General features: G+C 70.7%; 10 protein-coding genes. 5 read left to right on the forward strand and 5 right to left on the reverse strand.

Annotated features, from left to right (window positions below):
* From D588_RS24995 to D588_RS0115380, 5 genes are all read right to left on the reverse strand, one after another.
* Positions 1 to 466 (reverse strand): DUF5691 domain-containing protein (locus D588_RS24995; RefSeq protein WP_043085279.1); only part of this gene is annotated, 466 nt, incomplete at its 3' end.
* On the reverse strand, positions 463 to 1,806 hold the full coding sequence (locus D588_RS0115365; RefSeq protein WP_232764311.1) for an SWIM zinc finger family protein: 1,344 nt from the start codon (positions 1,804 to 1,806) through the stop codon (positions 463 to 465). The genes D588_RS0115365 and D588_RS24995, both read right to left, overlap by 4 nt.
* A 225-nt stretch (positions 1,807 to 2,031) precedes the next feature.
* A complete protein-coding gene (locus D588_RS28570; RefSeq protein ID WP_226977762.1) occupies positions 2,032 to 2,430 on the reverse strand; it encodes a hypothetical protein in 399 nt (132 codons plus the stop codon).
* A gap of 76 nt (positions 2,431 to 2,506) precedes the next feature.
* Positions 2,507 to 3,757 carry an ATP-binding protein gene (locus D588_RS0115375; protein ID WP_017916612.1) on the reverse strand — a complete coding sequence of 417 codons (1,251 nt, stop codon included), beginning with the start codon at positions 3,755 to 3,757 and terminating at the stop codon, positions 2,507 to 2,509.
* On the reverse strand, positions 3,754 to 4,443 hold the full coding sequence (locus D588_RS0115380) for a response regulator (protein WP_017916613.1): 690 nt from the start codon (positions 4,441 to 4,443) through the stop codon (positions 3,754 to 3,756). The genes D588_RS0115375 and D588_RS0115380 overlap by 4 nt, the downstream gene beginning before the upstream one ends.
* Before the next feature lie 109 nt (positions 4,444 to 4,552).
* On the opposite strand from D588_RS0115380, the gene D588_RS0115385 reads away from it, so the two are divergent.
* From D588_RS0115385 to D588_RS0115405, 5 genes are read left to right on the forward strand one after another with little or no spacing between them, the layout of a single operon-like run.
* Positions 4,553 to 6,013 (forward strand): efflux transporter outer membrane subunit, encoded by a 1,461-nt coding sequence (locus D588_RS0115385; RefSeq protein WP_255325456.1) that lies wholly within the window; start codon positions 4,553 to 4,555, stop codon positions 6,011 to 6,013.
* A 26-nt stretch (positions 6,014 to 6,039) separates the two neighbouring features.
* A complete protein-coding gene (locus D588_RS0115390; protein WP_017916615.1) occupies positions 6,040 to 6,858 on the forward strand; it encodes a MipA/OmpV family protein in 819 nt (272 codons plus the stop codon).
* A gap of 23 nt (positions 6,859 to 6,881) precedes the next feature.
* Positions 6,882 to 8,000, forward strand: coding sequence for an efflux RND transporter periplasmic adaptor subunit (locus tag D588_RS0115395; RefSeq protein ID WP_017916616.1), 1,119 nt, complete (start codon positions 6,882 to 6,884; stop codon positions 7,998 to 8,000).
* Positions 7,997 to 11,071 (forward strand): efflux RND transporter permease subunit, encoded by a 3,075-nt coding sequence (locus D588_RS0115400; protein WP_017916617.1) that lies wholly within the window; start codon positions 7,997 to 7,999, stop codon positions 11,069 to 11,071. Before D588_RS0115395 ends, D588_RS0115400 begins: the two co-directional genes overlap by 4 nt.
* Entirely contained in the window at positions 11,068 to 12,939 is a 1,872-nt protein-coding gene (locus D588_RS0115405; RefSeq protein ID WP_017916618.1) for an alpha/beta hydrolase, read from the forward strand. The genes D588_RS0115400 and D588_RS0115405 overlap by 4 nt, the downstream gene beginning before the upstream one ends.
* The last annotated feature ends 427 nt before the right edge of the window (positions 12,940 to 13,366 follow it).

The following is a 13,366-nucleotide window of genomic DNA, read 5'->3' on the forward strand; positions in this document are numbered from 1 at the left end:
CCGTATTGCGCGCCGCGAGCCAGCGGCCACGCGCGCCCATCACCGGGCGCAATGCGCCCCGCAGCGCGCTCAGGCGCGCGCCTGCGTCCAATGCCTGCGGCAGTACTGCGACCGGCAGATGCTGGCCGCGTGCGGCCAGTTGCAGGCAGGCTTCGTGGCGAAGGCGTTTCAGCCACGCTGCGGGCTGCGCGCTGGCGAACAGCGCCCGCAACAGCGGCACCCAGGCATGGTCTGCGGGCAGCGCTTGCGGATCGGGCGGCGCGGGCGGCGGTAGCGGCAGTGGCGGGCCGAGACGCAGCGCCGCACGCCGGCAGGCGGCCAACGCGCCCACCTGCAGGCTGTAGCCCAGTGCGGCATCGTCCTGCGTGGCGATGGCGGCGAGCACCTCGCCGAGTGCGCCATCGAGGGCAATCCGTTGCGGGCGATCGATACCCAGCAGCGCCGGTTTCAACCAGGCCTCGTTCATGCCGCGCTCCTTTCCCAACGCTCGCCCTGCGCATTCCACGCGCTGAGCGGCCACAGCGTGTCGCCGTCCCACTCGCCCATCAGGCAGACAGGATGACCGCCGGCGAACGCGAGCAGCGCCCAACCCTGCATCGCGGGCAGCTGCAACGGCAGGCTGCCTTCGCTGTGCTGCGCCCGGACGCTGCGGCCATCGTGCGCGATCTGCGCCTCCTGCAGACGCATCGGCACCTGCGGCAGCCATGGGTTGAGCGCATGCGCACGGGCGGCGGCGTCCAGGGTGTCGGTGCGCGGCAGCGCGGCGCCGGCCTCCACGCCGGGATCGAGTTCGCCCGGCACGGCGCGCAACGGCACCGTACCCGGATGGAAATGCAGGCAGCCGGCATGTACATGACCGTTGCGCCAATGCTGCTCCCATCCGCGCCCGCCGTGGCTGTACTCCTGCAGCAGCGCGGGGCGGCCGCTGTCCAGGCCCTGCAGCCACACCCGGCGTTCCAGCAGATTGCCCGGCTGCTCGATCAGGTGCTGGCCCTGCACATGCCAACGATCGTGCACCGCCTCGCCTTCGCGCAACACCGTGTCGCGCTCCAGCGGCCAGCCCAGCGCGGCACGCAGGTCCGCCTGGCGCGCGGCGCTGAAATCCCCTGCGCGCGGCACCGCCTGGACCAACAGTTGCAGCAGGCCGAGGCGTTCGCCGAGGTCGGCGAGCTGCGCGAGATCGCGGCCGCCCTCGCCCACGGCACGCTCCAAGTGCGCGGCCAGGCCGGGAGCCTGCGCATCGACCATGCGCGCCATCATGCGCCGCGCGTCCTGGTCGAATTCCGCACCCAGATTGGCCAGGCCCTGGCGGAACTGGTCGGCGATCCAGCGTTGCAGTTCGGCCGCGCCGGCCTGCATGCGCGCCAAACGCGCCTGTTCGCGCCTGGCCGCCGCCGCGGCCTGGACCTGCGGATCGGGCGGCGGCTTGCTGGCGGCGACTTCCTCCTTGCGCGCCGCGCGTTCGCGACGTCCCTGCATCCATTCCTCGACCCAGGCCGGGCGGGTGCCCGGCACGCAGCGCGGGTTGCCGTCGGCATACAGCAGCAGCATGGCCAGCCCGTGCTTGCACGGAAACTTGCGGCTGGGGCACGAGCAACGGCTGACCAGCGCGACCAGGTCCACCTGGGTCTGGTAGGGCTTGGCGCCACTGCCCTGGCATTCTCCCCACAGCACCTCGGCGTCGGCGCCGAGCAGGCCCCACTTCCCGTCCGTGGCCAGGCCGGCGGCCACCTTGGCCGATGCCGCATCCGGCGCAAGCGCGAGGACCTGCTCGCGCGTGAGTCGCACTTCCATATCCTTACTCATCTCAGCGTCCGGTCGATGATAGCCGAGGTCGTGTGGCAATCAGCGACATGGTCGGCGCCGGACACGCGGCACGCGGGCGGCTGCCTCGTTGGCTCACCGACCGCGTGTGCCTTTGCGCTGACAACTGGGCATGCGACGCCGGTCGATGGCGCCTGTCATGCCCTCACTGGCTGCGGCATCACGCACCCCTCGCATGTCGCACTGCCGCACCTGCGGCCGTGGGGTTCAGCCGCCCCGCGCCAACCGCCGCCGGATCTGGGCGCGCTGTTTCGCGCTGAACGCAGCGGCGTGGGTCTGCAGCAGCGCGATCACCGCCGTATGCGCCGCCTCGGTGCGACGTTGCAGTTCCCGGGTGGCGGCGTGCTCGATGGAGCGCCATTCGGCGGGGGTGGTTCCGGTCGGGATGGCGGTGCTGGCTACACGCATTGCGGGATCCGGTTGCGGCATGGGGCGGCCGATGCAGTGTCGGCCTTGATGCACTTTACCGCCAAGCCGGTCATCGGTGGTTCGTGCCGCGTGGACAGCCAGATGCAGAACCGCATCTTCGCTCCGCAGTTCGGCGCGTGGACGTGCCGCGGTCGACGGGTTCATCGACGAGGCGCCGTTCGCCGCGACATCGAGCATGGGCACTGCGATGGGGCGAATTGTGCGCCACTCCCGCTGGCCAAGCCCCCGCCACATCCCACAGTCGTTAAGAGCCTCAGGCCAGGCGCTTGCGCGGGTTAGCCGCGGACGCACCTGTGACCAGCGCATCCGCGTCGCCGGCAGGCGCATGCGGCAGGCGCACCCGCGCGCACAGCCCGCCGCCCGCGCGGTTGGCGAACTCCAGCGTGCCGCCGTGTGCCTGGCAGATGGCCGCGGCGATCGACAGGCCGAGGCCGCTGCCGCCGGAATGGCGTGCCCGCGAGTCGTCGGCGCGCCAGAAACGGTCGCCCATCCGCGCCAGCGCTTCCTCGTCGACGCCAGGACCGCGATCGGCCACGCGGATCAGCACGCCATCGGCATCGGCCTGCGCCTCCAACGCCAGTTCGCCGCCGGCCGCGGCGTAGCGCAGCGCATTGTCGATCAGCACCGACAGCACCTGGCCCAGACGGTCGCGGTCGGCGCTGATGTGCAACTGCTCGGGAATGCGCACCTGCACCTGCATGCCGGCTTCCTGCAGCGGCTGCGCCGCCCAGGTCAGGCGCTCGCGGACCAGCGCGCCGAGCGCGAACCGCTGCGGCTCCAGCATCAACTGGTTGGCGCGGGCCATCGACAGCAGGTGCAGGTCGCCGACCAGGCGATTGATCTGCTCCAGCTGGCGCTGGACCATGCGCAACTGCTCCTCGCTGCTCGGGAACACCTGGTCGAGCATGCCCTGCACCCGCCCCATCGCCGCGTTGAGCGGGGTGCGCAGTTCGTGCGCCAGCATCGCGCTGGACTCGCGCACCTCGCGCTCGTACTGCTGCAGTTGCGCACTCATGCCATTGAAGTCCGTCGCCAGCCCGGCCAGTTCGTCCGGTGCGCCGGGCACCACGCGCGCACGCGCGGCGAAATCGCCATCGCTGATCCGCCGCGCCGCCTCGGCGACGTTGGAGAACTGCCGCGACAATGGTCGCGAAGCGAGCAGGCCGCAGACCACGATCACCGGGATCGACGCCAGCACCATGCCGGCCAGCAGCCACCAGTCGCGGCTGGCCAGCCCGGGCAGGAAGTCGGCCACGTCGTAATAGGTTTCGAACAGCTCCCACAGGCGCCGCGCATTGCTGTGCGGATCCTCGCGCAGCTGCAGCATCTCCTGCCGCGCCTGCGGCGGCAGGCGGCTCAGGGTGGAGACGTCCCAGATCGCGAAGCGCAGCACCATGCCCAGCGCGATCGCGATGATGGTCAGCACCGCCAGCGCGCTCATGCGCAGGCCTACCCATTGCCACAGCGGGGCGTGGCGTTTGCGGCGGAACCAGGCCCAGTTCATCGGAAGCGGTAGCCGATGGCGCGCACGGTCACCAGCAGGCCAGTGACCTGCTCGTGTTCCAGCTTCTTGCGCAGGTTGTGCACGTGCGCATCCACCACCCGTTCCAGCGCATCGCTATCGGGCAGGCAGATCTCCAGCAGTTCGCTGCGGGTGAAGGCCTTGAACGGCGTCTTCATCAGCGTCGCCAGGATGTTGAATTCGGTCGGGGTCAGTTCCAGCGCCACCTCGTGGCCGTCGGCATCGCGCACCGTGGCGCGCACCGCCGCGGTGTCCACGGTGAGGCGCTCGTGGCGCAGCGGCTCCTCGCTGGCGCGCGCCGGCCCGGCGCGGCGCAGCACCGCAAACACCCGCGCCACCACTTCCTTGGGACTGTACGGCTTGACCACGTAGTCGTCGGCGCCGTAACGCAGCGCGCCGAGCTTCTCCGGTTCGTCGCCCATCGCGGTGACCATGATCACCGGCGTGTCGCTGCTGCGGCGGATCGTGGACAGCACCTCGGTGCCGCTGAGCCGCGGCAGCATCACGTCCAGCAGCACCAGGTCCGGCTTCCACTGCGCATGCACCGCCACCGCCTTCTGCCCGTCCTCGGCGATGGCGACCTCGAAGCCGTCGCGGCGCAGGTAGGCCTCGAGGATGCTGGCGCTGTCGGCATCGTCTTCGACCAGCAGGATCTTCTTCGCGTGCATTGCCCGGTGCCCGTGTTTGGCGTCTTGATGGAATCTTGAAGATTCCTAGAAGGCGGCTTGAACATGCCCGCCGATGCTGGCAGTCGAGTTCGATCACCCGACCGCTGCCATGATTCTACCGTCCCTGCCGCTTCGCCCGTGTCGCACCCGCGCCCTGCTCGGGCTTCTCGCACTCGCCTTGGGTGGCTGCTCTTTGGCGCCGGTCTACCAGCGCCCGCAAACCGCACTGCCACCCACCCTGGGCGCGGCCACCGCAACCGTGGCCGCGGCACCTGGCCGAAGCGAGAGTGCGCTCACCGACCAGGAACAGCAGTTCGTGCGCGCGTTCTCGCCGCAGCACGACCTGACCCCGCTGGTGGCGCAGGCGCTGGCCCACGACCCGGACTTCCGCAATGCCGTGCTGACCGTGCAGCAGGCGCGCGCCCAGTACCGCATCGAACGCGCACAGCAGCTGCCGCAGCTGGGCCTCGATGCCCAGGGCACGCGTCGCAGCTACGACGACGCGGCCACGCAGGCGCGCTACGGCCAGAAGCTGAGTACCGTCGCGGTCGGCGTGGATGGCTTCGAACTGGACCTGTTCGGCAAGCTGGCCTCGCTGTCGGCGGCGGCGCAGCAGCGTTACCTGGCCTCCGAAGAAGGCCGGCAGGCGGCGCGCGGCGCGCTGATCGCCGAGGTACTGCGCGCCTACACACTGGAGCGTGCTGCCCTGCAGAGCCAGCAGCAGGCGCAGACCATCGCCGAGCGCAGTGCGGCGCTGCTGGCGATCGCCACGCGCCAGCAGGCGGTCGGGCTGATCTCCCGCGATGCGCTGGACCGCCAGCGCCACGACGACGACCAAGCGCAGGCGCGCGCGCAGCAGGCCACCAGCGATCACGCCGCCGCTCGCCGTGCCCTGCAACTGCTCGCCGGCTACGCCACGCCGGACGGCGCCGGCACCTTGCAGGACCTGCTGCCGGGTGCCGGGCAGGACGATGGCCGCACCTGGCGCGACCTCGACTCGCAGTTGCTGCTGCAGCGCCCGGACATCCGCCAGGCCGAGGCCGAACTGCGCGCGCGCAATGCCGACATCGGCGCCGCACGCGCCGCGTTCTTTCCGTCGATCCGCCTGAGCACCTCGCTGGGCACCGCCAGCGAGGCGTTGAACGGCCTGTTCATGCCCGGCAGCCGCACCTGGAGCTTCATGCCGCAGTTGCTGCTGCCGCTGTTCGACGGCGGCCGCAACCGCGCCAATCTGGATCTCGCGCAATTGCGCAAGGACGGCGCAGTGGCCGACTACGAGAAGACCGTGGAGGCCGCGTTCCGCGAGGTCGCCGATGCGCTGGATGCGCTGCCGGCGCTGCAGCAGCGCGAGCGCGGCGAACGCTCCAATCTCGAACGCGAACGCCAGCGTGTGGCGCGCCTGCAGCAGCGCGTCGCGCAAGGTCTGCAGGACCGCCCCGAGCTGCTGGCCGGCGACATCCAGGCCGCGCAGGCCGAACTGGCGCATCTGCAGGCGCGCCAGGACCTGTTGCTCGATCGCATCGCGCTGTTCCGCGCGTTCTACGGCGTGCCGCTGCCGCACGCGCCCTGAACTTCCCCCCGCACGAGGTTGCCCCGATGAAACATCTCCTGTCCGTTCTGTCGCCCACGCTGACCGTGGCGGTGCTGGCGCTGCCGCCGGCCGCGCACGCCGCAGACACCGATCCGGCCCCCAGCGCCGGCCTGTTCGGCGACCGCACCCAAGTGAGCGTGGGCGCCGGCGCCATGCTGACTCCGCGCTATCCCGGCTCCGCCGACGACCGCGTGCAGGCGGTGCCGGTGTTTTCGATACAGCGCGGCATCCTGTTCGCGGACACGCTGCGCGGCGCCGGCGTCCAGTTCCAGAACGCGCACGGCTTCTCCGCCAGCCAATCGTTCGGCTACGACCTGGGCCGCCTGCAGCGCAACAGCAGCTGGCGCCCCGGCTCCAAGCGCCTGGCCGGCATGGGCGACGTGCCCGGCGCGATCACCGCACGCAGCCTGGTCATGCAGCAGCTCACCCCGTACCTGGCGCTGGACGCCGAGGCGGAGTTCGCGCTGAAGGACGGTGCGCGCCGCAACCGCTACCGCGCCGGCGCGCGCTTCACCCTGATGCAGGCGGCGGCCGACAACGTGACCCTGGACCTGGACGCGCACGTCGGCGACCGCCGCTTCAACCAGGCGTACTTCGGCGTCACCGAGGCGCAAAGCCTGACCAGCGGATTCCAACCGCACCGCGCCGATGCCGGCGTGTACGCCTACACCGTCGGCGCCGAATGGGATCACACCCTGTCGCCGCACTGGACCGCCTCGCTGCTGCTCAACGCCACCCGCTACGTCGGCCCCGCCGACGGCAGCCCGGTGGTGCGTCGCCGCGCCGCTGCCGGCGGCGGCGCCACCGTCACCTACACCTTCTGAACGTTCCCGGGACACCGCCGATCATGACCCTGCGCCCCACCCTGCTTCTCACACTGTGCCTGCCGCTGGCCGTGCTGGCGCTGTCCGGCTGCGGCCGCGAGGCCGCACCGCCCGCCGACGCGCCGCGCGCGGTCAAGCTGGAAACCGTCGGCAGCGATGCCGCACGCGACAGCACCCGCTACCTCGCCCAGGTGCGCCAGCAACAACGCGCCGATCTCGGCTTCGAAGGCGGCGGCCGCATTGCCGCCATCGCCGTGGACGTGGGCGACCGCGTGCGCACCGGCCAGGTGCTCGCACGCCTGGACCCGGAACCGAACAGCCTGCGCCTGCAGCAGGCCGAGGCCGGCGTCGGCATCGCCGCGGCAGACCTGCAGCAGCAGCAGACCCAACTCGCCCAGCAGCAGGCCATGTTCGACGACGGCGCCGCCTCGGCCGCGACCCTGACCGCGGCCAAGAGCGCCTTCGCCGCGGCGCAGGCGAAGGTCCGCAGCGCGCAGTCGGACCTGGCACTGGCGCGCCGCGCGGTGCGCCAATCGGAACTGCGCGCACCGTTCGACGGCAGCGTGGTGGCACGCCTGCAGCAGCCCGACAGTCTTGTGAGCGCGGGCCAGCCGGTCCTGCAACTGGACGGCGCCGATCGCGCGCAGGTGCTGGCGATGCTGCCGGCCGATCGCGCGGCGGCGCTGCAACCGGGCCAGCACGTCCTCGCCTACCGCAGCAGCGCGCCGCAGCAGGCGTTGCCGCTGCGCCTGCGCAGCGTGTCCGAACGCGTGGACGGCGGGGCCACCGTGCAGGCGCTGTTCGACAGCACCGGTGCCGATGCGGCGCAGCCGCGCAGCGGCGAATCGCTGCTGCTGGCCCTGCCCGACAGCGCCGCCGATCAGGCGCCGAGCGTGCCGTTGAGCGCGCTGATCCCGAGCATGGCCGACGGCCAGACCATGCTGTTCGTGTACCGCCAGGACAGCGGCAGCGTGCGCCGTCGTCAGGTCGTCACAGGGCACGCCGAGGGCGGCCGCGTGCAGATCCTGCGTGGCCTGGCTCCGGGCGAGCGCATCGTCGCCGCTGGCGCCGCCTTCCTTCACGACGGCCAGCACGTCGTGCCGTTCCGTCCCACCACCCGCCTCGGCACCACCTCGCCATGAACCTGACCCGCGCCACCCTGCAATCGAGCCGCCTGGCGCTGTTCAGCGCCGCCCTGATCCTGATCGGCGGCATCGTCACCTTTCTCGGTTTCCCCTCGCAGGAGGAACCCAGCGTGACCGTGCGCGATGCGATCGTGCAGGTCGGTTACCCCGGCATGCCCAGCGAGCGCGTGGAGAACCTGCTCGCGCGTCCGCTGGAGGAACGGCTGCGCGAAGTCAGCGGGCTGAAGAAGATCGTCACCACCATCCATCCCGGCAGCGCCATCGTGCAGGTCACCGCGCAGGACAGCGTCAAGGACCTGCCGGCGTTGTGGCAGCGGGTGCGCAGCAAGGCAGCCGAGGCCGGTGCCGAGCTGCCCGCGGGTACGCAGGGGCCGCTGGTCGACGACGACTTCGGCCGCGTCGCCATCGCCTCGATCGCCGTCACCGCGCCCGGCTTCAACACCGCCGAGATGCTCGGGCCGCTGCGGCAGATGCGTGCGCAGCTGTACGCCGTGCCGGGCGTCGAGCGGGTCACCTTCCACGGCCTGCAGGACGAGCGCGTCTATGTCGCCTTCGACCGCACCAGGCTGGGCGAGGCCGGCCTCACCCCGGCCGCGGTCGCGCAGCAACTGCGCGCGCAGAACGTGGTCGCCGGTGGCGGCCTGGTCGCCGCGTCGGGCATGGCGATGACCGTGACCACCTCCGGCGAGGTGCGCGATCTCGACGACCTGCGCAATGCCCCGATCGCCACACAGGGCGCCGACGGCCCACGGCAGATCCCGCTGGCGCAACTGGCGCGGATCGAGCTGATGCCGGTGGATCCGCCGGAGGCCGGCGCCATCTACCAGGGCCAGCCGGCGGTGGTGGTGGCGGTGTCGATGGCGCCGGGCAACAACGTCGCCGAGGTGGGCAAGGCGCTGCGCCGCACCCTGGGCGAGACCGCCAAGATGCTGCCGGTGGGTTTCGCGCAACACGTGGTCACCTTCCAGGCCGACGTGGTCGAGCGCGAGATGGGCAAGATGCATCACGTGATGGGCGAGACCATCGTCATCGTGATGGCAGTGGTGATGCTGTTCCTCGGTTGGCGCACCGGCCTGATCGTCGGTGCGATCGTGCCGCTGACCATCCTCGGCGCGCTGATCGCGATGCGGGCGCTGAACGTGGAACTGCAGACGGTGTCCATCGCCGCGATCATCCTGGCGTTGGGCCTGCTGGTGGACAACGGCATCGTCATCGCCGAGGACATCGAGCGGCGCCTGGCCGCCGGCGAGGAACGCCGCGCCGCCTGCGAAGCCGCCGGCCGCAGCCTGGCGATCCCGCTGCTGACCTCCTCGCTGGTGATCGTGCTGGCGTTCTCGCCGTTCTTCTTCGGCCAGACCAGCACCAACGAATACATGCGCTCGCTGGCGATCGTGCTGGCGGTGACCCTGCTCGGCTCCTGGCTGCTCAGCATCACCATCACCCCGCTGCTGTGCATGTACTTCGCCCGTGCGCACGCCGCGACGGCCGATGGCCACGGTGATACCTACACGTCCAAACCGTATCGCCTGTACCGGCGCGCGATCGAGGCGCTGCTGGCGCACAAGGCGCTGTTCCTGGGCAGCATGCTGGCCCTGCTGGCCCTTGCGGTGACCGTGCTGGTCTCGGTGCCGTACAGCTTCCTGCCCAAGTCCGACCGCCTGCAGTTCCAGATGCCGGTGACCCTGCAACCGGGCAGCGATGCGCGCGAGACCCTGCGTACCGTGCAGTCGATCAGCCAGTGGCTGGCCGACCGCCGGCAGAACCCGCAGATCGTCGACAGCATCGGCTACGTCGCCGACGGCGGTCCGCGCATCGTGCTCGGGCTGAACCCGCCGCTGCCGGCGGCCAACATCGCCTACTTCACCGTCAGCGTGCGGCCGGGCAGCGACATCGATGCGCTGATCGCCAAGGTGCGCACCCACCTGCGCCAGGCCTACCCGGCGGTACGCGCCGAGCCCAAGCGATTCTCCTTGGGCTCGACCGAATCCGGCGTGGCGATCTACCGGGTGATCGGCCCGGACGAAACGCAACTGCGCCGGATCGCCGCCGGCATCGCCGACGCCTTGCGCGGCCTGCCCGGTACGCTGGACGTCAGCGACGACTGGGACAGCCGCATTCCGCGCTACGTGGTGCAGGTGGACCAGGCCAAGGCGCGCCGCGCCGGCGTCGCCAGCGAGGACATCGCCCAGGCGCTGCAACTGCGCTACAGCGGCGTGGACGCCTCGGTGATCCACGACGACGGCAGCAACGTGCCGATCGTGCTGCGCGGCGACAGCGACCCGCGTGCACGCAGCGGCAACCCCGGCGACACCCCGATCTATCCGTCCTCAGGCGCCGCGCCGCTGCCGCTGGCGGCGATCGCCGACATCCAACTGAGTTCGGAACCCTCGACGATCCAGCGCCGCAACCTGAGCCGCGCCATCACCATCACCGGCCGCAACCCGGACCTGACCACCGACCAGGTGGTGGCCGCACTGGCCGACAAGGTCGCGGCGCTGCGCCTGCCGCCGGGCTACCGCATCGAGATGGGCGGCGAACTGGAGGACGCCGCCGAAGCCAACCAGGCGCTGCTGCAATACATGCCGCATGCGCTGGGCGCGATCCTGCTGCTGTTCGTGTGGCAGTTCAATTCGTTCCGCAAGCTGTTCATCGTGGTCGCCAGCATTCCGTTCGTGCTGATCGGCGCCACCCTCGCCCTGCTGGTCACCGGTTATCCGTTCGGCTTCATGGCCACCTTCGGTCTGCTCGCGCTGGCCGGCATCATCGTCAACAACGCGGTGCTGCTGCTCGAACGGATCGAGGCCGAACTGGCCGATGGCCTGAGCCGGCACGAGGCGGTGATCGCCGCCGCGGTCAAGCGCCTGCGCCCGATCGTGATGACCAAGCTGACCTGCATCGTCGGCCTGATCCCGCTGATGCTGTTCGCCGGGCCGCTGTGGACCGGCATGGCCATCACCATGATCGGCGGCCTGGCCCTGGGCACGCTGGTGACCCTGGGGGTGATTCCGGTGCTGTACGACCTGCTGTTCGCACGCCGCGCCGGCAAGCCGGCGAAGGTCGCGGCATGAAGCGGCGGCGCTGGCACCGCGCGATCCTGGCCTGTGTCGTGCTGTGCATGGCGCTGTGCACCGGCGGCTGCGCCAGCGTCACCCTGCAACGCGTGGATGCGGCGCGCTACATCCAGGCCAAGCGCGGCGACGCGCTGAGCACCGCGCGCCCCAGCGATGCCGCACTGCAGACGCTGAACGTGGCCGGCCTCGACGCGGCACGTTGCACGGCGACGGTGCCGCCATGCATCGACCGGTTGCTCGGCAATGCCGACATGGACCAGGAGCGTACCCTGGCGACGGCGGCGGAACTGTCGCTGCTGGCCGCGCAACGCGCCGCCAGGCAGCACCCGGCCAGCGATGCCACGCTGGCCGCCTGGCTGCAGACCGCGCGTTATGCCTACGCCTATCTGTTCTTCAGCGCACGCACGCCCAGCGAACGCGCCTTCGAGGAACGCCAGACCCAGGTGCGCGACTACTACAACTACGCCGTGCAGCAGGCGGTGACCGCGTTGTTCGCCCGTTACCGGCGGCATCCGCCGGCCACGCACGAGGCCGGCGCGCAGATCGCCGCCCTGCCCGACTGGACGGTGACGCTGGATGCCAGCGGCGTCGGCAACCCGCAGGACATGCCGATGCCCGAGACGATGCTGGCGGCCAGCGGCCTGCGTTTCGATGGGCTGCGCAGCCTGTATCGGCGCGATGGCTTCGGCGCGGAGATGGTCGCGGTCCTGCCGCAGCCGGCGGCGGAGGCCATCCGCAGCACCGACGCCACTCCTGTCTACAGCGACATGCCCACCCCCAACCTCACGGTGTTGCTGCGTTTCGATGGCCGCACGCTCAAGCAGGTGCTGGCCAGCCACAGCGCGCACGTGGAAGTCCACGACCCCTCGCTCGGCGATCGGGTCACGATGGGCGGTGTCGACGTGCCGCTGGCGGCCAATTTCAGCGCCGGCTACGGCGTGTGGATGGCGCGCGCCGGTTTCGCCGCGCAATCGCTGCGCACCCTGCTCGGCCTCGGGCACGGCATCGACCGGCCGCACGTGTTCCTGACCCAGCCCTACGATCCGAACCGGCGCGTGCTGGTGCTGCTGCACGGGCTGGCCAGCAGCCCGGAAGCCTGGGTCAACCTGGCCAACGACCTGCTCGGCGATCCGCAGGTCCGCGCGCGCTATCAGATCTGGTTCGTCTACTACCCGACCAACCTGCCGATTCCCTACACCCACCTGCAAGTTCGCAACGCCCTGGAGCAGACGCTGGACCAGTTCGATCCGCAACGCCGCAGCGTCTCCGCACATGACATGGTGCTGATCGGGCACAGCATGGGCGGCGTGCTGGCGCGCTTGATGGTGTCTTCCAGCGACGGCGAGCGGCTGTGGCGAACCCTGTTCGACGGGGCGGCGCTGGATCCGCAGGCGCGCCAGGCACTGCACGCCAGGCTCGGACCGATGCTGCAGTTCGCACCGATGCCGGAAGTGTCCGAGGCGATCTTCCTGGCAACCCCGCAGCGCGGCACGCCCGAGGCCGCCGGCACGGTGGGCGAACTGGCACGCGCCGTGATCGGCCTGCCACGGCGCGTGCTCGATCAGTTCCAGGACATCGCGGGCAAGAACATGCTCGACGGGCTACCCAACAGCATCGACAGCCTCAGCGACCACGACCCTTTCATCCTCGCCGCAGCGCAGTTGCCGATCTCACCACAGGTGACCTATCACTCCATCATCGGGCAGGAGGATCCGCGCGTGCCGCTGGCGCAGTCCAGCGACGGCATCGTGCCGTACTGGAGCGCCCACCTGCCCGGCGCCGCCTCGGAAACGGTGATCGTCTCCGGACACAGCGTGCAACGCACGCCACAGGCGATCCTGCAGATCCGCCGGCTGCTGCATTGAACTGGCGCAGCGTCAGCCCTTCATCGATGCAGCACCAGCCCCATTAAGCCCCTCTCCCTCCGGGAGAGGGGTTGGGGTGAGGGTCCGGGGCGCGCAGCGCCCGCACCAATCTGGCCATGCAAGGCGACGCCCGGACCCTCATCCGCCCCTACGGGGCACCTTCTCCCGGAGGGAGAAGGGAGCAGCCAAAGCCCCTCTCCCCTCGGGAGAGGGGTTGGGGTGAGGGTACGGGCGCCCTCGCACATCCTGGATGCAGGCAGACAAGGAACAGCAGCACCACTCGCTCGAAGAAGCCAGCGATCCACCCGGCTTCCAGCGCATGCTTGCCGCATCTCGCAGCCGCCGCACGCATAAAAAAACACCCGGCAGTGCCGGGTGTTTTCGAAAAGTGGCGTCCCCACGGGGATTCGAACCCCGGTCGCCACCG

The organism is Xanthomonas sp. SHU 308 (assembly GCF_000364645.1).
Classification (GTDB): domain Bacteria; phylum Pseudomonadota; class Gammaproteobacteria; order Xanthomonadales; family Xanthomonadaceae; genus Xanthomonas_A; species Xanthomonas_A sontii.